This window comes from Enterobacter sp. fkY84-1, assembly GCF_052974705.1.
In genome coordinates this window covers 125,442-149,223 of the sequence record NZ_CP169393.1, presented here as the reverse complement: position 1 = coordinate 149,223, position 23,782 = coordinate 125,442, and the positions used below count along the sequence as shown (strand labels likewise).

22 protein-coding genes are annotated in these 23,782 nt (G+C 56.1%); 13 read left to right on the top strand and 9 right to left on the bottom strand.

Translation table 11 applies throughout. The features are described 5' to 3' along the window. The first annotated feature begins 43 nt into the window (after positions 1-43). The 5 genes from ACEPLT_RS00685 (at position 44) to ACEPLT_RS00665 (ending at position 5,173) form a co-directional block, all read left to right on the top strand. Positions 44-1,549 carry an FGGY-family carbohydrate kinase gene (locus ACEPLT_RS00685; protein WP_032676066.1) on the top strand — a complete coding sequence of 502 codons (1,506 nt, stop codon included), beginning with the start codon at positions 44-46 and terminating at the stop codon, positions 1,547-1,549. Next, positions 1,546-2,199 carry a 3-keto-L-gulonate-6-phosphate decarboxylase UlaD gene (gene ulaD / locus ACEPLT_RS00680; RefSeq protein WP_032654530.1) on the top strand — a complete coding sequence of 218 codons (654 nt, stop codon included), beginning with the start codon at positions 1,546-1,548 and terminating at the stop codon, positions 2,197-2,199. The genes ACEPLT_RS00685 and ulaD overlap by 4 nt, the downstream gene beginning before the upstream one ends. A 2-nt stretch (positions 2,200-2,201) precedes the next feature. Further along, positions 2,202-3,062, top strand: a complete 861-nt coding sequence (locus ACEPLT_RS00675) for an L-ribulose-5-phosphate 3-epimerase (RefSeq protein ID WP_032675743.1) — start codon at positions 2,202-2,204, stop codon at positions 3,060-3,062. Further along, on the top strand, positions 3,056-3,751 hold the full coding sequence (gene araD / locus ACEPLT_RS00670; protein ID WP_032675742.1) for an L-ribulose-5-phosphate 4-epimerase: 696 nt from the start codon (positions 3,056-3,058) through the stop codon (positions 3,749-3,751). Before ACEPLT_RS00675 ends, araD begins: the two co-directional genes overlap by 7 nt. Before the next feature lie 345 nt (positions 3,752-4,096). Beyond that, the gene (locus ACEPLT_RS00665) at positions 4,097-5,173 is read left to right on the top strand and encodes a type I restriction endonuclease (protein WP_032654523.1); all 1,077 of its coding nucleotides are present in this window, start codon (positions 4,097-4,099) and stop codon (positions 5,171-5,173) included. Positions 5,174-5,176: 3 nt separating this feature from the next. On the opposite strand, the gene ACEPLT_RS00660 is transcribed toward ACEPLT_RS00665, so the two are convergent. The 3 genes from ACEPLT_RS00660 to ACEPLT_RS00650 form a co-directional block, all read right to left on the bottom strand. Beyond that, positions 5,177-5,584, bottom strand: a complete 408-nt coding sequence (locus ACEPLT_RS00660) for a type II toxin-antitoxin system HicB family antitoxin (RefSeq protein WP_032675741.1) — start codon at positions 5,582-5,584, stop codon at positions 5,177-5,179. A 14-nt stretch (positions 5,585-5,598) separates the two neighbouring features. Beyond that, positions 5,599-5,784, bottom strand: coding sequence for a type II toxin-antitoxin system HicA family toxin (locus tag ACEPLT_RS00655; RefSeq protein ID WP_071993467.1), 186 nt, complete (start codon positions 5,782-5,784; stop codon positions 5,599-5,601). A gap of 209 nt (positions 5,785-5,993) precedes the next feature. Further along, positions 5,994-6,734 carry a MipA/OmpV family protein gene (locus tag ACEPLT_RS00650; protein ID WP_021242443.1) on the bottom strand — a complete coding sequence of 247 codons (741 nt, stop codon included), beginning with the start codon at positions 6,732-6,734 and terminating at the stop codon, positions 5,994-5,996. Positions 6,735-6,851: 117 nt separating this feature from the next. Here ACEPLT_RS00650 and ACEPLT_RS00645 point away from each other — a divergent pair, with 117 nt between their 5' ends. Then, complete coding sequence (locus ACEPLT_RS00645) at positions 6,852-7,817, top strand: LysR family transcriptional regulator (RefSeq protein WP_063435980.1); 966 nt, start codon at positions 6,852-6,854, stop codon at positions 7,815-7,817. On the opposite strand, the gene aldB is transcribed toward ACEPLT_RS00645, so the two are convergent. The 6 genes from aldB to ACEPLT_RS00615 form a co-directional block, all read right to left on the bottom strand. Beyond that, positions 7,814-9,352 (bottom strand): aldehyde dehydrogenase AldB, encoded by a 1,539-nt coding sequence (gene aldB, locus ACEPLT_RS00640; RefSeq protein WP_032675740.1) that lies wholly within the window; start codon positions 9,350-9,352, stop codon positions 7,814-7,816. The two genes, ACEPLT_RS00645 and aldB, sit on opposite strands and share 4 nt — an antisense overlap. 86 nt (positions 9,353-9,438) lie before the next feature. Continuing rightward, positions 9,439-11,286 carry a selenocysteine-specific translation elongation factor gene (gene selB / locus ACEPLT_RS00635; RefSeq protein WP_032675739.1) on the bottom strand — a complete coding sequence of 616 codons (1,848 nt, stop codon included), beginning with the start codon at positions 11,284-11,286 and terminating at the stop codon, positions 9,439-9,441. Beyond that, a complete protein-coding gene (gene selA, locus ACEPLT_RS00630) occupies positions 11,283-12,668 on the bottom strand; it encodes an L-seryl-tRNA(Sec) selenium transferase (protein WP_232929144.1) in 1,386 nt (461 codons plus the stop codon). The genes selB and selA overlap by 4 nt, the downstream gene beginning before the upstream one ends. 103 nt (positions 12,669-12,771) lie before the next feature. Further along, a complete protein-coding gene (locus ACEPLT_RS00625) occupies positions 12,772-13,380 on the bottom strand; it encodes a glutathione S-transferase (protein WP_008502731.1) in 609 nt (202 codons plus the stop codon). A 90-nt stretch (positions 13,381-13,470) separates the two neighbouring features. Further along, on the bottom strand, positions 13,471-14,607 hold the full coding sequence (locus ACEPLT_RS00620) for an HlyD family secretion protein (protein ID WP_023345215.1): 1,137 nt from the start codon (positions 14,605-14,607) through the stop codon (positions 13,471-13,473). Between the two features lie 2 nt (positions 14,608-14,609). Beyond that, positions 14,610-14,966 carry a DUF3302 domain-containing protein gene (locus ACEPLT_RS00615; protein ID WP_008502729.1) on the bottom strand — a complete coding sequence of 119 codons (357 nt, stop codon included), beginning with the start codon at positions 14,964-14,966 and terminating at the stop codon, positions 14,610-14,612. Positions 14,967-15,624: 658 nt separating this feature from the next. On the opposite strand from ACEPLT_RS00615, the gene ACEPLT_RS00610 reads away from it, so the two are divergent. From ACEPLT_RS00610 to lldD, 7 genes are all read left to right on the top strand, one after another. Continuing rightward, on the top strand, positions 15,625-17,532 hold the full coding sequence (locus ACEPLT_RS00610; RefSeq protein ID WP_232929142.1) for a PTS mannitol transporter subunit IICBA: 1,908 nt from the start codon (positions 15,625-15,627) through the stop codon (positions 17,530-17,532). A gap of 100 nt (positions 17,533-17,632) precedes the next feature. Next, positions 17,633-18,781: a mannitol-1-phosphate 5-dehydrogenase gene (mtlD, locus tag ACEPLT_RS00605; RefSeq protein WP_032675735.1), complete on the top strand. Its 1,149-nt coding sequence runs from the start codon at positions 17,633-17,635 to the stop codon at positions 18,779-18,781. Further along, a complete protein-coding gene (mtlR, locus tag ACEPLT_RS00600; RefSeq protein WP_008502725.1) occupies positions 18,778-19,368 on the top strand; it encodes a mannitol operon repressor MtlR in 591 nt (196 codons plus the stop codon). The genes mtlD and mtlR overlap by 4 nt, the downstream gene beginning before the upstream one ends. A 58-nt stretch (positions 19,369-19,426) precedes the next feature. Further along, a complete protein-coding gene (locus ACEPLT_RS00595; RefSeq protein WP_008502724.1) occupies positions 19,427-19,789 on the top strand; it encodes a YibL family ribosome-associated protein in 363 nt (120 codons plus the stop codon). A gap of 271 nt (positions 19,790-20,060) precedes the next feature. Further along, positions 20,061-21,716, top strand: coding sequence for an L-lactate permease (gene lldP, locus ACEPLT_RS00590; RefSeq protein ID WP_023294815.1), 1,656 nt, complete (start codon positions 20,061-20,063; stop codon positions 21,714-21,716). Further along, entirely contained in the window at positions 21,713-22,486 is a 774-nt protein-coding gene (lldR, locus tag ACEPLT_RS00585; protein ID WP_023294814.1) for a transcriptional regulator LldR, read from the top strand. The genes lldP and lldR overlap by 4 nt, the downstream gene beginning before the upstream one ends. Further along, a complete protein-coding gene (gene lldD, locus ACEPLT_RS00580; protein WP_008502721.1) occupies positions 22,483-23,670 on the top strand; it encodes a quinone-dependent L-lactate dehydrogenase in 1,188 nt (395 codons plus the stop codon). Before lldR ends, lldD begins: the two co-directional genes overlap by 4 nt. Positions 23,671-23,782 lie beyond the last annotated feature (112 nt).

Genomic DNA, 23,782 nt, shown 5'->3' with positions numbered 1-23,782 from the left:
GCCGGGTAAGCGAAGCGCCACCCGGCAATTAAGCGAGATGAAGATGAGTGAAAAAGAGCCCTTCTGGCTGGGTATCGATTGTGGCGGTACTTATCTAAAAGCCGGTTTATACACCCGCCAGGGCAAAGAAGTTTGTATCGAACGCCGCTCCGTTGCCACGCTCAGCCCGCGAGCGGGCTACGCCGAGCGGGATATGCATCAGCTCTGGCAGCACTGCCACGCCACCATCGCCGCGTTGCTCAAGAATGCAGGCGTAAACGGCAACCAGATCAATGGGGTCGGCATTTCTGCGCAGGGTAAGGGGCTGTTTCTGCTCGATAAACAAGACCAACCGTTGGGCAACGCCATCCTCTCCTCCGATCGCCGGGCACTGGAGATTGTGCAGCGCTGGCAGCAGGACGGCATTCCCGAAAAACTCTACCCGCATACGCGCCAGACGCTGTGGACCGGGCATCCGGCCTCGCTTCTGCGCTGGGTCAAAGAGAACGAGCCGCAGCGGTATCAGCAAATTGGCTGCGTGATGATGGCGCACGACTATCTGCGCTGGTGCCTGACCGGCGTGAAGGGCGGTGAAGAGAGCAACATCTCCGAGTCCAATCTCTACAACATGAATACCGGGCAGTATGACCCGCAGCTTACGCGCTGGCTCGGGATCAGCGAGATTGACGGCGCCCTACCGCCGATTGTCGGTTCAGCAGAAATCTGCGGGGAAATCACCGCTCAGGCAGCCGCCCTGACCGGTCTCGCGGCGGGCACGCCCGTCGTGGGGGGACTGTTTGATGTGGTTTCCACCGCGCTCTGCGCCGGACTGCAGGACGAGCACACGCTGAACGCCGTGATGGGCACCTGGGCCGTCACCAGCGGGATCGCCAGTGCGCTTCGCAGCAACGAACCCTTCCCCTACGTTTATGGCCGCTACGTGCATCCGCAGCAGTACATCGTTCACGAAGCCAGCCCGACCTCGTCCGGCAACCTTGAGTGGCTCACCGCGCAGTGGGGCGACATGTCGTTCAGCGAGATCAACCACGCCGTCGCCAGCCTGCCGAAAGCCGAAAGCGATGTGTATTTCCTGCCGTTCCTCTATGGCAGCAACGCCGGGCTGGAGATGACCAGCGGTTTCTACGGAATGCAGGCGCTACACACACGCGCGCACCTGCTGCAGGCGGTTTATGAGGGCGTGGTGTTCTGCCACATGACCCACCTCAACCGCATGCTCGAGCGCTTTACCCACGTGCATGCCCTGCGCGTGACGGGTGGCCCAACCCATTCGGACGTATGGATGCAAATGCTCGCGGACGTCAGCGGACTGGCGATTGAACTGCCGCAATTGGAAGAGACCGGCTGTTCCGGCGCGGCGCTGGCCGCCCTGGTCGGCACCGGCGTGTATCCCGATTTCCATGCGGCGCAATGCGCCCTCCGACACGACATTCGTGTCATTGAGCCTGACATGCGCGCCCATGAGGCCTATCAGCGCAAGTATCAGCGCTATCAGCTACTGATTTCAGCACTACAGGGCTATCACGCCCGAGTTAAGGAGAACAACCTATGAGCCGACCATTACTGCAGCTGGCGCTCGACCATACCTCTCTTCAGGCCGCGCAGCGTGATGTCGCGTTGCTTGCCGATCACGTTGATATCGTCGAAGCGGGCACCATTTTATGCCTGACCGAAGGGCTAAACGCCGTGCGCGCCCTGCGCGAGCAGTGCCCGGATAAAATCATCGTTGCGGACTGGAAAGTGGCCGATGCCGGAGAAACCCTGGCAGAGCAGGCATTTGGCGCGGGTGCAAACTGGATGACCATCATCTGCGCCGCCCCGCTGGCCACCGTTGAACGCGGCCACGAGGTGGCCCTGCGCCGCGGGGGAGAAATCCAGATGGAGCTCTTTGGTCACTGGACGCTGGACGATGCTCGCGCATGGCATCGCATCGGCGTGAAGCAGGCCATTTATCACCGCGGACGTGACGCACAGGCGAGCGGCCAGCAGTGGGGTGAGGAGGATCTCGCAAAAATGAAAGCGCTCTCCGATATCGGTTTGCAGCTTTCTATTACCGGCGGTATCACCCCCGCCGACCTGCCGCTGTTTAAGCAAATCAACGTCAAAGCCTTTATTGCCGGACGCGCGCTGGCAGGCGCCGCCAATCCGCCGCAGGTGGCACAGGCATTCCATTCGCACATTCGCGACATCTGGGGAGCGTAACCATGCGTCAGCATCCGTTAGGTATTTACGAAAAAGCGCTGCCAAAAGATCTCTCCTGGCCCGAGCGGCTGGTACTGGCGAAAAGCTGCGGGTTCGATTTTGTCGAGATGTCTGTCGATGAAACCGACGAGCGATTATCACGCCTCGACTGGAGCACCACGCAGCGCGCCTCTCTGGTGGAAGCGATGCTGGAAACCGGCGTGGCGATCCCCTCTATGTGCTTGTCTGCACACCGTCGCTTCCCGTTTGGCAGCCGCGATGAAACCGTACGCGAACGCGCCCGTGAGATCATGAGCAAAGCCATCAGGCTGGCGCGTGACTTAGGCATTCGCACCATCCAGCTTGCCGGGTATGACGTCTATTACGAAGCGCATGACGAGGGGACGCAGCAGCGCTTTGCCGACGGGCTGGCGTGGGCAGTGGAGCAGGCCGCCGCCGCACAGGTGATGCTGGCGGTGGAAATCATGGACACCGCGTTTATGAACTCCATCAGCAAATGGAAAAAGTGGGACGACATGCTCGCCTCACCGTGGTTCAGCGTTTATCCGGACGTCGGCAACCTGAGCGCATGGGGTAACGACGTCGCCGCCGAGCTGACGCTGGGCATTGACCGCATTGCGGCTATTCACCTGAAAGATACCCAACCCGTCACCGCACAAAGCCCCGGACAGTTCCGCGACGTGCCGTTTGGCGAGGGCTGCGTCGATTTCGTTGGCGTGTTTAACACGCTGCATCAACTGAACTATCGCGGCGCATTTCTGATTGAAATGTGGACCGAAAAAGCAAAAGAGCCGGTGCTGGAGATTATCCAGGCGCGCCGCTGGATTGAAGCCCGTATGCAGGAAGGAGGCATGACATGCTAGACGAACTTAAAGCCGAGGTACTGGCAGCAAACCTGGCGTTGCCCGCCCACCAGCTGGTGACCTTTACCTGGGGCAACGTCAGCGCGGTTGACCGCGAAAGCGGCATGATGATCATTAAACCGTCCGGTGTGGAATACGACGTGATGACGGCGGAGGATATGGTGGTGGTGGATATCGCCACGGGTCAGGCCGTCGAGGGTAATAAAAAACCCTCTTCAGACACGCCTACCCATCTTGCGCTGTATCGTCGTTACCCGGAGATTGGCGGCATCGTGCATACCCATTCGCGCCACGCCACTATCTGGTCCCAGGCGGGGCTGGATTTACCGGCCTGGGGTACCACGCACGCGGACTATTTCTACGGAACCATTCCCTGCACGCGCCTGATGACCTCGGCAGAAATTGCCGGGGAATACGAATACCAGACGGGTGAAGTGATCATCAAAACTTTCGAGGAGCGCGATCTCAGCCCGATGCAGATCCCGGCGGTGCTGGTCCACTCCCACGGCCCGTTCGCCTGGGGTAAAGACGCGGCCGATGCGGTTCACAATGCCGTGGTGCTGGAAGAGTGCGCCTATATGGGCCTGTTCTCACGCCAGCTCGCACCGCAGCTACCGGTTATGCAGCAGGAGCTGCTCGACAAGCATTATCTGCGCAAGCACGGGGCGAATGCCTACTACGGGCAGTGATCGGCCGGAGTTGATATGCTTTTTACAGTACCGCCGTTTCCAGACGGCGGGTGTTAGCCACGTTTGTTTGAAAAGGCCTACCGGAGTTGGGCAAATCGTGGAGAAGAGGCAATGTGGACCTGGTGGAAATAAAGCATAAACAAGAAAAATAAAACATAACGATATATATAATATACTTAATAATCTCGACAGCATCGGCCTTATTTATCTGTTTTCAGTTTAACGAGTCTGTGATCTAAACCTCGGAAATATTTTTTTGCTGCTAATTAATTCTGGCTAGCATTGAATGACATGCATTTTAATGCTATTCCATCAAGACACACAGTAGAAAAATAAGGGTATCCAATGGAATTTACAGAAAGATTAAATGCATTATCTACTAAAATCAGACAACAAATTGAAGTAATCAATACCGAAGAAGCAACAAAAACTGCGTTTGTGATGCCTTTTATTCATAATGTTTTAGGTTACGATGTTTTTGATCCCTCTGAAGTCACACCCGAATTTGTATGTGATATAGGCACTAAAAAGGGCGAGAAAATTGACTATGCAATAATGAAAAACAATGATGTACAGATACTTATTGAATGTAAAAAAATTGGTGAGCCGTTAAATATAAACCATGCATCGCAGCTTTTTAGATACTTTCACGTTACAAACGCACGGATATCAATCTTAACAAACGGGCAAATATATAGATTTTATACCGATCTTGATGCACCTAATAAGATGGATGAGAAACCATTTTTGGAAGTCGACCTACTTGATATTGATGAAAATGTTGTCCCTGAATTAAAAAAATTGACAAAATCATCATTTGATCTTGAGTCAATTATTAATGCTGCTGGAGAATTGAAATACGTCAGTCAGATTAAAAGAATACTACATTCACAACTTAACAATCCTGAGGACGACTTCGTTAAATTCTTTGCATCCAGAGTTTATGACGGGATGCTAACCCAAAAAGTAAGAGAATCTTTTCTAAATCTTACGAAAAAGGCCGCAAGCCAGTACATAAATGATCAAGTTAATGAGAGGCTTAAATCAGCTATTACTGGTATTGCTCCAACCCCCATCGAACCTCCAATCGAAACACAGCCTCTCGAAGAAGATGATCATAAAGATGAAAATGATATTGTTACAACTTTAGAAGAGTTAGAAGGTTTTCATATTGTAAAAGCAATTACTCGGACTGTACTTGAGGCTCCTCGCATTACCCATAGAGACACAAAGAGTTATTGTGGAATCCTTGTAGACGATAACAACCGCAAACCCCTTTGCCGATTGCATTTTAATCGCTCACAAAAATACATCGGTCTTTTCGATATAGAAAAAAACGAAACGCGCCACCCCATAGCGACAGTAGATGATATTTATTCCTTTGCCGATATTCTGAAAGCAACCGCAGCTCTCTATAGTTAATCTTTACCCAGGCAGCACGCGACGTGCTGCCTCAGCCAGAAATGCGCTTCGATTACCGAACTGAGGATGCTCGCTGACAAAGGAATCAATTTTTACCAGCAAACGTCGAGGCATCGTGATGTTGATACGCTCGGCCCTACCGTCGAACTGTTTCATATTAATATCTACCAACAGCCATTGCCCGCCAGTGAAATCCTCAGGACGACTTTCCAGATGCGCTTCCACATTACCCGGAAGAGGCAGTGCATTATCCATTTCAAATAGCGCTTCGAAGTGTGCTGTGAGCGCATCACGCGCATCCTGAAAAGCGTCGTCCAGGGAATCACCTGCAAAAAAACAGCCTGGAACGTCAGGGAAAAAGCCGCTGGCGCTACCGTCGGAGTCAGAATGAATGTAAGCCGGATAAAACATAACTACTCCTGATATCAGTGTTTAATACCCGCCTGTCGCCAGATCTGGGCGAGAGTGCCCGGTTTAATATCCTTCTTGGGATGTGGGACAGTAACCAGCCCTTTCTGTTCGGGATGGCGAAACTGATGATGGCTTCCTTTCGTTCTGACACATTTCCAGCCATGGCTGATCAGAACAGTAATGACATCCGCACTTTTCACATCCCAATCCTTCCATGATTATACACATGATACACACTATTGCTATCGGGTCGAATCACATTAGCGCATAAGGAACATCAGTGCAGCCGTGTTTTGGCGGAACAGGAAGAAGCATCGAGAAATGAAAAAGGAATACGTTATATTGCAGATCAAAATGCAGGCACGATCGTAGGCCGGGTAAGGCAACGCCGCCACCCGGCTTTACCGCATCAGAAACGCCAGGTCAGGCCGGTCATCAACGCGAAGCTGTCGTCGCGGTCGATCATCGGGCTATTCTTCACGTCGTCAGGCAACACGGTGTAGACCGCGCTGGCGTTGAGATACAGCTTCTGGGTTAACTGATATTTAGCCGCCAGGCCAACGTATGGCGTCCAGCTGTCGCCGGCGGTGTATTGATCCAGTCCGGAGCGGCGAGACTCGCTACCGGATACGCCGTAGTAGTAGTCGTTATAGCTTTCGTCGCTGTAGAACACACCTACGGAAGGCGTCAGGGTCAGGCGCTCCATTTTGATCGGACGGAAGTACGATACTTCGCCGATCACGCCGCCGCTTTCATCCGTGGCATCACCAGAGACCGCCACTTTCAGCGACCCCCAGCTTTCGTGGCGGTAGTACGCCCCACCGAGGAAGGCGGATGCTTTACGCTCATCAAGCTGCTTCATCTGATGGTCGTCGTTATCGTCAGGGTCGAAATGCAGCGGCATCCACGTTGCGGTCAGGCTCAATTCATTTTTTGCATCTTTCCACAGGATCCATCCGCCCGTGGTCTGGCGAACGTAGAAACGATCGCCTTCGTAGCTAATCAACGGTACTGCGGTCGTATTTTCGTTATAGCCTTTGTAAGGAGACTCATTAAATACAGCCCCCGCACCAAGTGAAAATTCACCGGCCATGGCAGACGTTGATGCAAATAACGTGGCAGCGATGAGTAAATTGTATTTAATAGTCATTCCATGTAATCCATATATATGCCAAACAAGCGAGGCGCATAATAATGGTTACAAAATTGCCAATGCAACGCTGCGGTTTATATAATATTATATATAAAATCATATAGATGGGTGTGCATGATGAGTACATTACAGCTAAAACCACGCGAATTAAAAATTATCTCCGTCATTGCAGCCACCCACAGCATTGGTGATGCCGCCGCCCTGCTGGGTATGGCGCAGGCCAACGTCAGTAAATATCTGTCTGATTTTGAAACGCGGGTTGGGCTCAAGGTTTTTGAGCGCACCACGCGGCAGCTGGCCCTGACCCAGTTTGGTGAAGCGTTACTCCCCTACGTGAATGCTACGCTGGATAAGAACAGCCAGCTTGTTAATTTCATTGCTGATTATAAGCATGAAAAGCGCGGAAAAGTGACGATCTATGCCCCAACAGGTATCGTGACCTACCTCGCGCGACACGTGATCCATCAGATAGAAGACATCGGCGACATCCGCATCTCCCTGAAAACCTACAATCTGGACCGGAATGAATTTTCAGAAGGCGTTACCTTTCCGGATGACTGCGACATTTTAATTACCTATGCTCAGCCGAAAGACGAAAGCCTGGTGGCCAGCGTGTTGACACAATATTCCGTTACGGCCTTCGCAACTGTAGAATATTTAAATAAACATCCCTTAACCGGACCTGAAGATTTAATTAATCACTCCTGTATTCTCATTGACTCCATGCTGGTCGATGAAGCCAACATCTGGCGTTTCCGCGTGCACGGCAGCGATGACGTGCATGACTACCGGGTGACCGGTAATTATATTTGCGACAATACGCAGACGGCCCTGGAGCTGGCAAGAAATAATCTTGGGATTGTTTTTGCGCCAAAAGAGAGCCTGAAAAAAGAATTAACGAAAGGCATGCTCGTCCCCTGCTTCCCGCATCAGGAAGAGTGGTGGCTCGATCTGACCGCCATCTTCCGCAAACGCGAATACCAGCCCTGGCGCGTGCAATACGTTCTGGATGGCGTACTGAACTGCCTGCGCCAGCAAATCGCTCAGGCCGCCCACGGACGGCCTGAGCTGGGCGACTAGAACAGCCCCAGTGGCTTATCGGAATAGCTGACCAGCAGACATTTGGTCTGCTGATAATGCTCCAGCATCATCTTGTGGGTTTCACGCCCGATGCCCGACTGCTTATAACCGCCAAATGCCGCGTGCGCCGGATAGGCGTGATAGCAGTTGGTCCAGACGCGCCCGGCCTGAATGCCGCGGCCCATTTTATAGGCCAGATTACCGTTGCGGCTCCAGACGCCTGCCCCCAGGCCATACGGCGTGTCGTTGGCAATCGCCAGCGCCTCCTCCATCGTTTTAAAGGTGGTCACGGCCAGCACCGGTCCGAAGATTTCCTCCTGGAAAACGCGCATGGTGTTCTGCCCGAACAGGATCGTCGGCTCAAGGTAATACCCGTCCTGCAGATCCCCTCCGAGCACCTTACGGCGTCCGCCGGTGAGAATATCCGCCCCCTCCTTCTTGCCGATGTCGATGTAGTTGAGGATCGTTTCCAGCTGTCCATGCGAGACCTGCGCCCCCATCTGGGTGACATTATCGAGCGGGTTACCGCTGCGGATAGACTCGACGCGGCGAATGGCCCGCTCCATAAAGCGCTCGTAGATGGATTCCTGCACCAGCGCGCGGCTTGGGCAGGTACAGACTTCGCCCTGGTTAAACGCAAACAGCGCAAACCCTTCCAGGGCTTTATCGAAGAAGGCATCCTCTTCCTCCATCACGTCCTCGAAGAAGATGTTCGGGGATTTCCCGCCCAGCTCGAGGGTCACCGGAATGATGTTTTGCGTGGCGTACTGCATGATCTGCTGGCCCACCTCCGTCGACCCGGTAAACGCCACTTTGGCAATCCGTTTTGAGGTGGCCAGATATTCCCCTATCTCACCGCCCGCGCCGTTGACCACGTTAATCACGCCCGGCGGCAGCAGATCGCCAACAATTTCCATCAGCAGCAGGACCGAGAGCGGGGTCAGACGCGCCGGTTTGAGCACAATACAGTTTCCGGCCGCGAGCGCGGGCGCCATTTTCCAGCTCGCCATCAGCAGCGGGAAGTTCCACGGAATAATTTGCCCGACTACGCCCAGCGGTTCGTGGAAGTGATACGCCACGGTGTCGCTGTCAACTTCGCTGATCCCGCCCTCCTGCGCGCGAATACAGGAGGCAAAATAGCGGAAGTGGTCGATAGCCAGCGGCACGTCAGCCGCCATCGTTTCCCGGATCGGCTTGCCGTTATCCCAGGTTTCCGCCGTCGCCAGCAGCTCCAGATTTTGCTCCATCCGGTCGGCGATTTTGAACAGGATCGCCGCCCGGTCCTGCACGGAGGTGTGAGCCCATTTCTCTTTCGCTTTGTGCGCCGCATCCAGCGCCAGGTCGATATCACGCTTACCGGAGCTGGCAATCTCGCACAGCGGCTGGCCGGTAACCGGGGTCAGGTTGGAATAGTATTCGCCGTCGACGGGCGCGACCCAGTCGCCGCCAATAAAGTTGTCATAACGGGGCTTCAGCTTGAGGGGAAAACCATACTCGCCGGGCTGGATACGCGATGAGGGAGGATTGCTTGTCATGTCCGTCTCCTTGCTGTTGGTGTACAACAAGGGTAGTTCCGGGTGGCGATTTTCTCGCCAACCGGTAACGGTGTTTACGACGGAGGTCACGGAGTTTCAGGAAATAATAACGAATCGCGCAACAGATGATCGTTACCGCGGCGGCGGGTAAAGCCGATGCGGTTGAAATACTCCAGGATCTGGATCGCCAGCTTACGGCCCACGTTCAGCCGATCGCGGAAATCCGCTGCGCAGGTCGAGCCGCGCGCCTGATCCAGCTCGCGGATCAGGTTGGCAAACGCCACAATGCGATCGTTACGGTAGTAACGATCTTTCACGATCGCGACGATTAGCCCCTGCTGCGCCGCATGGCGCAACACCTGGCGCATCACCTGCTCTTCGGTATTCGTTTCGCGAGCCAGATCCCGAACCCACCACGGCTCATCGCCAAACAGCGGGGCTACTTTTTGCCATATCGCCTCCTGATCTGCGGTGAACCCGGCCTTGTGATCCGGCAGGTGCAGCCAGCCGTGGTGGCTTTTAATCACCCCGCTTTCGCGCATGTTTTCGATCAGCAGCAGCACCAGCGCATCGTCTTCCATCGGCAGCGCCATGCGTCGCAGACGCTCACGGCCCGGGCCTGGCTCGTCCTGATGCTGTTCGTGGTAAGTCGCAAGCGTGTTCAGTATCTTACGCTGCCATTGCGCAGCAACCGGGGCATTGAGCAGGCTGTCTCCGGCCTGTATAAAGCCCGGCTCCTGGGTCAGCTGGCGTAAGCCTTCCCCGCTCAGCTGGCGTGCCCATGCAAAATCACGCAGACTCACCGCCCCGCGATCGAGGTGCACCCGCAGCGCGGCGTTATCCTCTTTGGCCTGCGCCAGCGCGGCCAGCCACTGCAGATATTCCGGCTTACGCTTGCCGCGTCGAGGTGGGTTAAGCGCCACCACGCGCGCCCCCGCCAGCGTTTCCCTTGCAGAAATGTCACGCAGTACCAGACGATCGTTGTCTGCCAGCCAGAGCGGCGAATCGAATACCAGCTCGGCAAGGTCGTTTTCCAGCAGCGAAACGCGCCCGGTGATATGGCTGGCCGCGTGGTGAATATGCAGCGGCTGCCATTGGGTCAACGGTATGTGTGTCTGCAGGGAGACAATCACGCGTTCAGACGGTTCCGGCGGAGCATCGGCCAGCAGCCAGTCTCCGCGGTTCAGCTGCTCTTTTTCCGCATCCCCGGCAATGTTCAGCGCGATACGTTGTCCGGCGTGGGCACGGTCAGCGGGCTGGTTTTGTGCATGCAGTCCGCGCACGCGCATCGGTTTATTCACGCCCGTCAGCCAGAGGGTATCTCCCACGCTGACTTCACCGCTCAGCGCGGTGCCGGTTACGACCAGCCCCGCACCTTTTACGGTAAAGGCCCGGTCGATCGCCAGACGAAAGCGGTGATGGCTGGCGTGAGCGCGTGATGAAAGGTGCTGTAAATGGTGGCGAAGTTCGTCGATACCACGCCCTTCTGTCGCCACGGTGACAAAAAGCGATGCGTCGGCAAAGCCATACTCCCGCAGTGTCGCCTGGACCGTTTCGCGCACCTCGCTGACGCGCGCGTCATCCACGCGATCGGCTTTGGTCAGCGCCACGGTCAGCTGCGGGTTGCCGGTCAACTGCAGGATCGCCAGGTGCTCGCGGGTTTGCGCCATCACGCCGTCATCGCAGGCCACCACCAGCAGGGCATGATCGATGCCGCCCACGCCCGCCAGCATGTTAGACAGAAACTTTTCATGCCCCGGCACATCAATAAAGCCCAGCACGCGGCCATCAGGCTGGGGCCAGTAGGCATAGCCCAGATCGATGGTCATGCCGCGCTTTTTCTCTTCCGGCAGGCGGTCGGCGTTTACGCCGGTAATCGCCTGCAGTAACGTGGTTTTTCCGTGGTCAACGTGACCGGCGGTGGCAATAATCATTTCAACAACATCTCCAGAAATCGCTCTTCATCTTCAAGGCAGCGCAGATCCAGCCACATTCGGCCGTCGTAAATCCGCCCGATAACCGGCGTCGGCAGGCCACGCCAGCGTGACGACAGGGCGTCAAGATGGCTACCGCGCCCGTCACGCGGCGTGAACGTCAGCGCCTCACTCGGCAGCCTGTCCACCGGCAGCGAACCGCTGCCAATCTGCGACTGGCAGGACTCAATGCGAACGTCAAAATCGGGGTAGTGAGGAGCGACGCGCGGCAGCAGTAATTCGGCCTGGGCGCGAATCGAGGCGGCATCGCGGCTTAACAGGCGCAGCGTGGGCAGGCGCTCAGCCAGTTTTTCCGGATGGAGATAGAGCCGCAGCGTCGCCTCCAGCGCGGCAAGCGTCATTTTATCGGCGCGCAGGGCGCGCTTGAGCGGATGCTGCTGCAGCTGCGCAATCAGCTCGCGCTTGCCGACGATAATCCCGGCCTGCGGCCCGCCCAGCAGTTTGTCGCCGGAAAAGCTGACCAGGCTAACGCCCGCCGCAATCATCTCTTGCGGCATCGGCTCTTTTGGCAGCCCGTACAGGCTCAGATCCACCAGCGAGCCGCTGCCGAGATCGGCAATCACCGGTATATTCAATTCGCGCCCAATCGCCGCCAGCTCCGCCTCTTCAACCGTTTTGGTGAAGCCTTCAATATGGTAATTGCTGGTGTGAACCTTCATCAGCAGGGCGGTATTTTCATTCACCGCCGCGCGATAGTCTTTCGCATGGGTACGGTTAGTGGTACCCACCTCATGCAGCGTACAGCCCGCCTGGCGCATCACGTCAGGAATACGAAACGCCCCGCCAATCTCCACCAGCTCGCCGCGGGACACCACCACCTCTTTGCCGCTGGCGGTGGCCGCCAGCATCAGCAGCACCGCTGCGGCGTTGTTATTCACAATGCAGGCATCTTCCGCGCCGGTCAGCTGGCACAGCAGCTCCGCCAGCGCGCGGTCGCGGTGCCCGCGTCCGGCGCCGTCCAGATCGTACTCCAGCGTTACGGGCGCTTGCATGGCCTGCACGACCGCGGCAACGGCCTCTTCCGCCTGCTGCGCGCGCCCCAGGTTGGTATGCAGCACGGTTCCGGTCAGGTTTATCACCGAGCGTAATGCGCTTTGCGCCTTCTCATCCAGCCGCTGTTCAACTTCCTGCTCCCACGCGCTACACCAGGCGGGCAAGGCGTTTTCTGCCTGAATCGCGCATCGGGCTTCGTCCTGAAGCAGGCGTAACATTTCCACCGTCGCGGTATGGCCGAAACGCTCAGCAACGGCATGAATGCGGGGTTCGCGAAGAAGACGGTCGGTAGCGGGGATCTGGCTGTACAGCGAATGATGAGTAGTCATGAAGGCGCCTGGCGAGTAAATATCTTCCCCCCTCCCGACGGGAGAGGGAGTTAACATATGGGGGGATTGTACCGCCTCCGACGGCGAAGTGTTATAACCCGCGTCAAGCCTTTGGTGGTTCGGTACGGGCAAAGCTCTCGCGGCTAAACAGCGTGTCTGCAAGCTTCACCAGCAGCGGACGGTCGACGCACCAGCCCGGGGAGACGTGGCGGAAGTTGAGATAACCAATCGCGCAGGCGATGGCGATGGTCCCCAGGTTCAGGCTGTCGGTGTCGATCTTTCCCTCCCGGATAAGCTGTTCACACCTGTCCAGGCTGCGGCTGATTTTTTCCCGCTGGCGTAACAGTTCCGTTTCCGACTGCTGGGCAGCGGGCCTTGCCTGTTCCCGTACGGAGGTTAACGCCGCATCCATAATACCGTCGGCCAGGGCTTCGACCTGCTTCACCGCCAGCGCCGCTTTTGGGTCAGCAGGCAGCATAGCCGGGGCAACGCCCAGCAGCTCAATGTACTCGGCAATAATTGGGGAATCAAACCAGTACTCACCCTCGTCCGTGACCAGCGCCGGGACTTTTCCCAGCGGGTTGTACTGCGCAACGCCGTTTTCCGCGTTGTAAGGCTGTTCATTCACGAATTCAAATTCAATCCCCTTCTCCAGCAGGAGAATCGAGATTTTTCGCACGAAGGGACTGGTGTAGCTGCCGATGAGTTTCATTGCCTGATCCTTAATGCCGGAAAAAAGTCAGTATGGATCAAGCGATGAAAAAAGGGCAGGTCTGCATGTCGCATTCCTGCCCTGGAAGGATTAGTGATCGAGGTAGAGGTAGTGCATCCAGCTGGTCATACGCAGCAGTACTTTACGCATGACCGAGACGTGGGCGAAGTGGTCCGAATAGACCGCCACCTGGGCATAGATACCGTCCGGCAGAGCATCGACTTCAGCGTCAGGGCTCAGCTCGATGATGGCCTGAACGCCATCCGTGCCCGGCACCACCGTCAGAGACTGGAGCGCACCCTGCGCCTGATAGGTTCCCCCCGGCACCACCGGCAGAATTGCGGTGAGCTTCCCGGAGAATACCTGGCCCGGCAGGGCGTTAAACACCACTTCCGCTTCATCGCCCGGTTTCAGACGCAGCAGCGAGTTCTGGCGGAACTGGGCCACAATCTGACGCTTCTGTTCAGGAATGAAGACCATTACCGGACGCAGAGGCAGCGCGGCGGCATAGGTCCCCGGACGGATCAGCACCTGGGTGATGTAACCATCGCTCGGCGCACGCACTACGGTCTGGTCCAGGTTATATTTGGCTTCGGCAAGCTGGGCACGTAACGAAGCAATCTGTGACTGCTCGCCGTTCACCATGCTGTCTAACTGGCTTTGAATCTGCACCTGCTCAGCCACGGAGCCTTTCACCATGGCATCCTGTGCCAGATAGTTTTGCCGCGCGTTGTCGATATCGCTTTCAGAGAAAGGATTCACCTTCGCCTGGCTGCCTTTCAGGTAGCGCTGATAATCTTTATAGAGGCGATCGCGCTCAGCGGAGACGCGTGTGGTATTGGCAACCGCTTCCGACAGCTGCGCTTTCAGGTTATCGATATTGTGCGTCGCGGTTACCAGGTCGGCCTGGAGTCTGTCGACGCGCGCCTGGTAGCGGCCAGGATCCAGTTTAAATAACACTTCGCCTTTTTTAATAAGCTGGTTATTTTTATCCGTGACTTCACTGACCACACCGGTCACCTGCGGTGTGATTGGAATAGAAATAACCGCTTTTTGCGCCGTAAAGGTATACGGATGGTTATAGTTCATTAACAGAATAAGACCGGCAACAATAAATACGCCGCCTAATGTTGCGGTGGCAAGCGTCCACTGGTTGACCGGAATTCGAAATATTTTAAAAATGGCCCAGGCAAATGCCACGTAGGTCAAAATAATCAACAGATCCATGATTAGCGCTCCAGCGTGTTCTTATCAGCAGTGGGCTGTACTGCAGCCAGCTTTTGTTCGAGTTCCGCCACGCGTTTGGCCAGCGCATCCATGCCCGGAACTTCATCAGGCTTTGTGATGTGGTTTTGCATGCCCCAGCCGCGATCTTCGCGGTACAGCGTGGCCCAAATCCACAGGAATGGCCAGATGGCATGGAGTGTAAACAGGCTAATCCAGCCTGCCGTATGAATGGCATCGGCATGCGGATGGTTACGCTTTTTGGCCATATTATAAGGAATATCATGGATGGCGATGATTCCGTAAAAGAGAACCAGAAATACAAAAATCAATACGCCCAGCGCAAAATAGTTGAGAAACATATTCTCCTCACTTAAACAACGTCAACTCATTAAATTAATAAAACGGTACGCAACCTAATTAATTTTTTTATAAACACGGGGATGTGCTTACTATTTCCGAGCCGGGGAGTATGAGTTTTTATAATATCTCCATGCAAGTTTATAAGCGTGTCAAAATATATCCTGAATAATAATAGACTTAACCTTACAATATGAGCGTAATCCACCTTTTAACTTTTCGCCATACCACACATCAAAAGTGGTTTTTTAGCTTATCGTGTCGTGCCATATCATCCTGGCGCTGAAACGCGAAGCAGAGTTTGCCGCCGATCACAGCCGGAGAAATCTGCATAAAAATATTTTGTGAAATCAGTCACAATCCAGAAACAAACACGCCATAACAAAACGTGACGGTAATCACACAAAGGGGTGGATTTTGCTTTTTTTATCGCCATCGTATTTTTTTTGCCCACTTATTTTGTGATTGAGATCACTTCATTGACATCCCTACCCCCTGCCTTTACGTGACACGCATCACATAAATTTTCCCTGTCTGGACAGTTGAACGATTCAGTGCCAGATTTCACAGCATCAGAACAGGGCCCGGCTACCTCTGCCGCCTCATTAACAATAAACCTCGGGCCATAAGCCTAAGCGTAAACAGAAGAAGGGGTGTTTTATGTCATCCGATTTCAAGATCAAAGTTCAAAGCTTTGGTCGTTTCCTCAGCAACATGGTGATGCCAAATATCGGCGCGTTTATCGCGTGGGGTATCATCACTGCATTGTTCATTCCGACAGGGTGGTTGCCTAACGAAACGCTGGCGAAACTTGTTGGCCCAATGATTACCTATCTCCTGCCGCTGCTCATCGGTTTCACCGGGGGTCGTCTGGTGGGCGGTGACCGTGGTGGCGTCGTGGGTGCCATCACAACCATGGGTGTTATCGTCGGTGCGGATATGCCGATGTTCCTCGGTGCGATGATTGCCGGTCCTCTGGGCGGTTGGGCGATTAAGAAATTCGACGTCTGGGTTGATGGTAAGATCAAATCCGGCTTCGAAATGCTGGTGAACAACTTCTCTGCGGGCATCATCGGGATGATCCTCGCCATTCTGGCGTTCCTCGGCATTGGCCCTGCGGTTGAAGTGCTGTCTAAAGTTCTGGCGGCAGGCGTAAACTTCATGGTGGCGCATGAGATGCTGCCGCTGGCGTCGATCTTCGTTGAACCGGCGAAAATCCTGTTCCTTAACAACGCCATCAACCACGGTATCTTCTCGCCGCTGGGCATTCAGCAGTCACACGATCTCGGCAAGTCCATCTTCTTCCTGATTGAAGCCAACCCGGGTCCGGGTATGGGCGTACTGCTGGCGTACATCTTCTTTGGCCGTGGCAGCGCAAAACAGTCTGCTGGCGGTGCGGCGATCATCCACTTCCTGGGTGGTATCCACGAAATTTACTTCCCATACGTGCTGATGAACCCACGTCTGATCCTGGCCGTTATCCTCGGCGGTATGACCGGCGTGTTCACGCTGAGCGTCCTGGGCGGTGGTCTGGTTTCTCCGGCCTCTCCGGGTTCTATCCTGGCGGTACTGGCGATGACGCCAAAAGGCGCTTATTTCGCGAACCTCGCAGCTATCTTTGCGGCAATGGCCGTCTCTTTCGTGGTCTCTTCTATCCTGCTGAAAACCAGCAAGGTGAAAGAAGATGATGACATCGAAGCCGCAACCCGTCGTATGCACGACATGAAAGCCGAATCCAAAGGCGCAAGGCCACTGGCAGCAGGTGATGTTTCTAACGACCTGAGCCACGTGCGTAAAATCATCGTTGCCTGTGATGCCGGTATGGGCTCCAGCGCAATGGGTGCAGGCGTGCTGCGTAAGAAAGTGCAGGATGCAGGCCTGACCAACATCTCCGTGACCAACAGCGCCATTAACAGCCTGCCGCCGGATGTTGACCTGGTGATCACGCACCGCGATCTGACCGAACGCGCCATGCGCCAGGTGCCGCAGGCACAGCACATTTCGCTGACCAACTTCCTCGACAGCGGCCTGTACACCAGCCTGACCGAACGTCTGGTTGCCGCGCAGCGTCACGAAGACAACGAAGTGAAAGTGCGCTCCAGCCTGCAGGACAGCTTTGACGAGAGCAATGCCCACCTGTTTAAGCTGGGTGCGGAAAACATCTTCCTCGGTCGTACCGCGGCCACCAAAGAAGACGCGATTCGATTTGCCGGTGAGCAGCTGGTGAAAGGCGGCTACGTTCAGCCTGAATATGTCGACGCGATGCTGGAACGCGAAAAACTGACGCCAACCTATCTGGGCGAATCCATCGCGGTGCCGCACGGTACGGTTGAAGCGAAAGATCGCGTCCTGAAAACCGGCGTCGTATTCTGTCAGTACCCGCAGGGCGTGCGCTTCGGTGAAGAAGAAGATGACATCGCCCGTCTGGTCATTGGTATCGCCGCTCGCAACAACGAGCACATTCAGGTGATTACCAGCCTGACCAACGCGCTGGATGATGAAACGGTTATTGAGCGTCTGGCGAACACCACCAGCGTTGAAGAAGTTCTGGCTCTGCTTAACAAATAACGGTACTCCTCCCTCTCCCCCCGGGGAGAGGGCTAGGGTGAGGGGAAAACGTTCCTCACCCCAGCCCTCTCGGGTAAAAACATTGATGAAGGTTAACACTATGAAAGCATTACATTTTGGCGCAGGTAATATCGGTCGTGGTTTTATCGGTAAACTGCTGGCAGACGCGGGCATTACCCTGACATTCGCCGATGTGAATCAGGTCGTCCTGGATGCCCTGAATGCCCGTCATAGCTATCAGGTCCATGTGGTGGGCGAAAACGAGCAGGTTGAGACAGTATCTGGCGTCAACGCGGTCAGCAGCATCGGCGACGACGTTATTGACCTTATCGCCAGCGTCGATCTGGTCACCACCGCCGTGGGCCCGGTTGTGCTTGAGCGCATCGCCCCTGCGGTCGCGAAAGGCCTGGCAAAACGTAAAGCGCAGGGTATCGACACCCCGCTGAACATCATCGCCTGTGAAAACATGGTGCGCGGCACCACGCAGCTGAAAGGCCACGTTCTCAACGCTGTGGCAGATGAAGACAAAGCCTGGGTGGAAGCGCACGTCGGTTTTGTGGATTCCGCCGTTGACCGTATCGTCCCGCCGTCAGAATCTGCGGCCAACGATCCGCTGGAAGTGACCGTTGAAACCTTCAGCGAGTGGATCGTCGATAAAACCCAGTTTAAAGGCGCGCTGCCGACCATTCCGGGAATGGAATTAACCGATAACCTGATGGCATTTGTCGAACGCAAACTCTTCACGCTGAACACCGGGCATGCTATAACCGCGTACCTCGGAAAATTGGCCGGTCATCAGACCATTCGTGATGCGATCCTCGATGAGAAGATCCGCGCGGTGGTAAAAGGGGCAATGGAAGAGAGCGGCGCGGTGCTGATCAAACGCTACGGTTTTGATGCTGAGAAACACGCAGCATACATCCAGAAAATCCTCGGTCGCTTTGAAAACCCGTATCTGAAAGATGACGTTGAGCGCGTGGGCCGTCAGCCGCTGCGTAAGCTGAGCGCGGGCGACCGCCTGATTAAGCCGCTGCTGGGCACACTGGAATACGGTCTGCCGCACGCCAACCTGGTGAAAGGAATTGCCGCCGCGATGCACTACCGCAGCGAGCAGGATCCACAGGCGCAGGAACTGGCTCAGCTGATTGATAACAAAGGCGCGCAGGCTGCGCTGGCGCAGATTTCCGGTCTGGACGCCAACAGCGACGTGGTTGTGGAGGCGGTTAACGCATACAACGCAACCAAATGATGCAGAATGCGGCGCAGGTAATCCTGCGCCCTGATTACAGATTGTCAGATATGCAGGCAATAATGGAACAAACCCAGGCCTTTGAAAATCGTGTGCTTGAGCGTCTGAATGCTGGCAAAACCGTACGAAGCTTCCTGATTGCCGCCGTCGAGCTGTTAACCGAGGCGGTGAATATCCTGGTGCTTCAGGTGTTTCGCAAAGACGACTACGCGGTAAAATATGCTGTAGAACCGTTACTGGACGGAGACGGACCGCTGGGCGATTTATCCGTGCGTCTGAAGCTGATTTATGGTCTTGGCGTGCTGAACCGACAAGAGTATGAAGATGCGGAGCTGCTAATGGCGCTGCGCGAAGAGCTCAACCATGACGGTAACGAATACACCTTTACCGACGATGAGATCCTGGGGCCGTTCGGCGAGCTGCACTGCGTCACCGCGCTCCCTCCGGCACCGCAGTTTGATAACAGCGACCCGGAGCTCTACGCGATGCAAAAGCTGCGTTATCAACAGGTTGTCCGTTCTACGATGGTCCTTTCCCTGACTGAGCTGATTTCCCGAATCAGCTTAAAAAAAGCGTTTCAGAAGTAAGCCTGCTCACATTGGTGTATCCTTCCCTGTAAATTCCCCGTTTTCAGAGTTATTTGTCATGAAAGAAGTCGAAAAGAACGAAATTAAACGCCTGAGCGACCGCCTGGATCTGATCCGCCACCAGATGGCGGGCCTGTCGCTGGTCGATTCCGCCGAGAAGTACGCCGAGCTTGAAAAAGAGACCGCGAAGCTGGAAGCGGAGATTGAGCGCCTGCGCGAAGTCAAAGGCCAGAAGCTGAGCAAAGAAGCGCAGAAGCTGATGAACATGCCGCACCGCCGTGCGATCACCAAAAAAGAGCAGGCCGACATGGGCAAGCTGAAGAAAAGCGTTCGTGGTCTGGTAGTGGTTCACCCGATGACCGAGCTTGGCCGCGAAATGGGCCTGAAAGAGATGACGGGCTTTTGTAAGACCGCGTTTTGATTTCATGCCGGGTGGCGCTGCGCTTACCCGGCCTACTCTTTTCCCCTTCGCGTGAATTGGTCCAACCAATAGCGCAATCAATCCTCCCCCGGTTCACAATTCCATTATTTCCGCTCACAAAACCATTGCTAGCTCATAACATCTGGTTAACCATTCATTGTCATTAACCCTACAACACAACATTGGCAGGACCACTTTTACACAGACTGTGACGCAGAGATGAGCGGAGACTCACCCGCAGCGCAGGCTGTCTGGTCCCCAGGAGACCTGCATGAGCCTCTGGCAACAAAACTACGACCCGGCCGGAAATATCTGGCTATCGAGCCTGATCGCATCGCTGCCGATCCTGTTCTTCTTCTTTGCGCTGATTAAGCTCAAGCTGAAGGGCTACCTTGCCGCGACGTACACCGTCGCCATCGCCCTGATGGTGGCGCTGTTCTTCTACAAGATGCCGGTCGATCGCGCGTTGGCCTCCGTCGTCTACGGTTTCTTCTACGGCCTGTGGCCGATTGCGTGGATCATCATCGCGGCGGTCTTCGTCTATAAAATTTCGGTGAAAACCGGGCAGTTCGACATCATCCGCTCGTCGATTCTCTCCATCACGCCGGACCAGCGCCTGCAGATGCTGATTGTCGGCTTCTCCTTCGGGGCGTTTCTGGAAGGCGCGGCAGGCTTTGGCGCACCGGTGGCGATCACCGCCGCGCTGCTGGTGGGGCTGGGCTTTAACCCGCTGTATGCCGCGGGCCTGTGCCTGATTGTGAACACCGCGCCGGTGGCGTTTGGCGCGATGGGTATTCCGATTCTGGTCGCGGGCCAGGTGACCGGTCTGGACAGCTTTGAGATTGGCCAGATGGTTGGCCGCCAGCTGCCGTTCCTGACCATTATCGTCCTCTTCTGGATCATGGCGATTATGGACGGCTGGCGCGGCGTGAAGGAGACCTGGCCTGCGGTGATGGTGGCGGGCGGTTCGTTCGCGATTGCCCAGTACCTCAGCTCGAACTTCCTTGGCCCGGAGCTGCCGGACATCATCTCTTCGCTGGTGTCGCTGGTCTGCCTGACGCTGTTCCTGAAACGCTGGCAGCCGGTTCGTATTTTCCGCTTCGCCGACATGGGCGCCTCACAGGTCGATCAAACGCTGGCCCGCACCGGCTACACCGCAGGCCAGGTGATCCGCGCCTGGTCGCCGTTCCTGTTCCTGACCGCCACGGTTACGCTGTGGAGCATCCCGCCGTTTAAAGCCCTGTTCGCCCCGGGCGGCGCGTTGTACGACATGGTCATTAACGTTTCGGTGCCGTTCCTCGACAAGATGGTCGCCCGTATGCCGCCGGTGGTGCACGCCGCCACGCCGTATGCCGCGGTCTATAAATTCGACTGGTTCTCCGCCACCGGGACCGCCATCCTGTTTGCCGCTATTCTTTCCGTGGTGTGGCTGCGCATGAAGCCTGCGGCGGCGGTACAGACCTTTGCGGCGACCGTAAAAGAGCTGATGCTGCCGATTTACTCCATCGGCATGGTGCTGGCGTTCGCGTTTATCTCGAACTACTCCGGTCTGTCGTCGACGCTGGCACTGGCGCTGGCCCATACCAGCCACGCCTTCACCTTCTTCTCGCCGTTCCTCGGCTGGCTGGGGGTGTTCCTGACCGGTTCCGATACCTCGTCTAACGCCCTGTTTGCCGCACTGCAGGCAACGGCGGCCCAGCAGATTGGCGTGTCGGACGTCCTGCTGGTGGCCGCGAACACGACGGGCGGCGTGACCGGGAAAATGATCTCCCCGCAGTCCATTGCCATTGCCTGTGCGGCGGTGGGACTGGTCGGTAAAGAGTCGGATCTGTTCCGCTTTACCGTGAAACATAGCCTGATATTCACCTGTATGGTCGGAGTCATCACCACCCTGCAGGCCTATGTCTTAACCTGGATGATCCCATGATAGTGATGCCCAGACGCCTGTCCGACGAGATTGCCTCTCGCGTGAGGGCGCTGATTGAAGAACAACAGCTGGAAGCGGGCATGAAGTTGCCCGCCGAACGCCAGCTCGCCGCCCAGCTTGGCGTGTCGCGCAATTCACTGCGCGAGGCGCTGGCAACGCTGGTCAGCGAAGGGGTGCTGGTAAGCCGTCGCGGCGGCGGCACCTTTGTACGCTGGCAGCATGACGACTGGTCCGAGCAAAACATCGTTCAGCCGCTGAAAACGCTGATGGAGAACGACCCGGACTACAGCTTCGACATCCTTGAAGCGCGTCACGCCATCGAAACCAGTACCGCCTGGCACGCGGCCATGCGGGCAACCGACGCCGACAAAGAGAAACTCATCGCCTGCTTTGAGGCCACGCAAAGCAGCGACCCGGACATCGCCTCCCAGGCGGACGTGCGTTTTCACCTGGCGATTGCCGAGGCGTCGCACAACGTCGTGCTGCTCCAGACCATGCGCGGGTTCTTCGACCTGCTGCAATCCTCCGTGAAGCAGAGCCGCCAGCGGATGTATCTGGTTCCGCCGGTGTTTGCCCAGCTGACCGAACAGCACGAGGCGGTGCTCAACGCCATTCTGGCCGGTGATGCCGAGGCCGCACGCAAAGCGATGATGGCGCATCTCGGTTTCGTGCATACCACGATAAAACGATTCGATGAAGACCAGGCCCGACAGGCGCGTATTACCCGTCTGCCTGGCGACAGTGATATTTCCAGGGAGAACAAAGCATGATTATTTCAGCAGCCAGTGACTATCGCGCCGCGGCGCAGCGCATTTTGCCCCCGTTCCTGTTCCACTACATTGACGGAGGGGCGTATGCCGAATACACCCTGCGCCGCAACGTGGAAGACCTGTCGGAGGTGGCGCTGCGCCAGCGCGTGCTGAAGAACATGTCTGACCTCAGCCTTGAGACGAAACTGTTCAACGAAACGCTCTCCATGCCGGTCGCGCTCGCACCTGTCGGCTTATGCGGCATGTACGCCCGCCGTGGTGAAGTGCAGGCCGCCGCCGCGGCAGATGCCAAAGGCATTCCGTTTACCCTCTCTACCGTCTCGGTCTGCCCGATTGAAGAGGTCGCCCCGACCATCAAGCGGCCAATGTGGTTCCAGCTGTACGTCCTGCGCGATCGCGGCTTTATGCGTAACGCGCTGGAGCGCGCCAAAGCGGCGGGCTGCTCCACGCTGGTCTTTACCGTTGATATGCCGACCCCCGGCGCGCGCTACCGCGATGCGCACTCCGGCATGAGCGGCCCAAATGCGGCGCTCCGCCGCTACTGGCAGGCGGTAACGCATCCACAGTGGGCGTGGGACGTCGGCCTGAACGGTCGTCCACACGATCTGGGGAATATCTCGGCGTATCTGGGTAAACCCACCGGGCTGGAGGATTACATCGGCTGGCTGGCGAACAACTTCGATCCGTCCATCTCCTGGAAAGACCTGGAGTGGATCCGCGAATTCTGGGACGGCCCGATGGTGATCAAGGGGATCCTCGACCCGGAAGATGCCCGCGATGCGGTCCGCTTTGGCGCAGACGGGATTGTGGTTTCTAACCACGGCGGCCGCCAGCTCGACGGGGTGCTCTCCTCCGCCCGCGCCCTGCCGGCCATTGCCGATGCGGTGAAAGGCGATATTGCCATCCTGGCCGACAGCGGGATCCGCAACGGGCTGGACGTGGTGCGCATGATTGCGCTGGGTGCCGACAGCGTGCTGCTGGGCCGCGCGTATCTGTACGCCCTGGCGACGGCGGGCCAGGCGGGCGTGGCGAATCTGCTTAACCTGATCGAAAAAGAGATGAAGGTGGCGATGACGCTGACCGGTGCAAAAACGATTAGCGAAATCAGCAGGGATTCTCTGGTTCAGGAGTTAAGCAAATTACCGGCCGCGCTGGCTCCGCTTGCTCAGGGAAACGCGGCCTGAATTATCCCTCGTTAACACCTCTTCTCACGCGTCCGATCTCCCCCTCGGGCGCTTTTTTATGCCAAAAATAACATCCAGATAACATATTGGATAAGAAAATTTGACATCCACC

Coding starts and splice junctions, on each gene's coding strand:
- ACEPLT_RS00685 (WP_032676066.1), top strand. CDS start 44: ATGAGTGAAAAAGAGCCCTTCTGGCTGGGTATCGATTGTGGCGGTACT.
- ulaD (WP_032654530.1), top strand. CDS start 1,546: ATGAGCCGACCATTACTGCAGCTGGCGCTCGACCATACCTCTCTTCAG.
- ACEPLT_RS00675 (WP_032675743.1), top strand. CDS start 2,202: ATGCGTCAGCATCCGTTAGGTATTTACGAAAAAGCGCTGCCAAAAGAT.
- araD (WP_032675742.1), top strand. CDS start 3,056: ATGCTAGACGAACTTAAAGCCGAGGTACTGGCAGCAAACCTGGCGTTG.
- ACEPLT_RS00665 (WP_032654523.1), top strand. CDS start 4,097: ATGGAATTTACAGAAAGATTAAATGCATTATCTACTAAAATCAGACAA.
- ACEPLT_RS00660 (WP_032675741.1), bottom strand. CDS start 5,584: ATGTTTTATCCGGCTTACATTCATTCTGACTCCGACGGTAGCGCCAGC.
- ACEPLT_RS00650 (WP_021242443.1), bottom strand. CDS start 6,734: ATGACTATTAAATACAATTTACTCATCGCTGCCACGTTATTTGCATCA.
- ACEPLT_RS00645 (WP_063435980.1), top strand. CDS start 6,852: ATGATGAGTACATTACAGCTAAAACCACGCGAATTAAAAATTATCTCC.
- aldB (WP_032675740.1), bottom strand. CDS start 9,352: ATGACAAGCAATCCTCCCTCATCGCGTATCCAGCCCGGCGAGTATGGT.
- selB (WP_032675739.1), bottom strand. CDS start 11,286: ATGATTATTGCCACCGCCGGTCACGTTGACCACGGAAAAACCACGTTA.
- selA (WP_232929144.1), bottom strand. CDS start 12,668: ATGACTACTCATCATTCGCTGTACAGCCAGATCCCCGCTACCGACCGT.
- ACEPLT_RS00625 (WP_008502731.1), bottom strand. CDS start 13,380: ATGAAACTCATCGGCAGCTACACCAGTCCCTTCGTGCGAAAAATCTCG.
- ACEPLT_RS00620 (WP_023345215.1), bottom strand. CDS start 14,607: ATGGATCTGTTGATTATTTTGACCTACGTGGCATTTGCCTGGGCCATT.
- ACEPLT_RS00615 (WP_008502729.1), bottom strand. CDS start 14,966: ATGTTTCTCAACTATTTTGCGCTGGGCGTATTGATTTTTGTATTTCTG.
- ACEPLT_RS00610 (WP_232929142.1), top strand. CDS start 15,625: ATGTCATCCGATTTCAAGATCAAAGTTCAAAGCTTTGGTCGTTTCCTC.
- mtlD (WP_032675735.1), top strand. CDS start 17,633: ATGAAAGCATTACATTTTGGCGCAGGTAATATCGGTCGTGGTTTTATC.
- mtlR (WP_008502725.1), top strand. CDS start 18,778: ATGATGCAGAATGCGGCGCAGGTAATCCTGCGCCCTGATTACAGATTG.
- ACEPLT_RS00595 (WP_008502724.1), top strand. CDS start 19,427: ATGAAAGAAGTCGAAAAGAACGAAATTAAACGCCTGAGCGACCGCCTG.
- lldP (WP_023294815.1), top strand. CDS start 20,061: ATGAGCCTCTGGCAACAAAACTACGACCCGGCCGGAAATATCTGGCTA.
- lldR (WP_023294814.1), top strand. CDS start 21,713: ATGATAGTGATGCCCAGACGCCTGTCCGACGAGATTGCCTCTCGCGTG.
- lldD (WP_008502721.1), top strand. CDS start 22,483: ATGATTATTTCAGCAGCCAGTGACTATCGCGCCGCGGCGCAGCGCATT.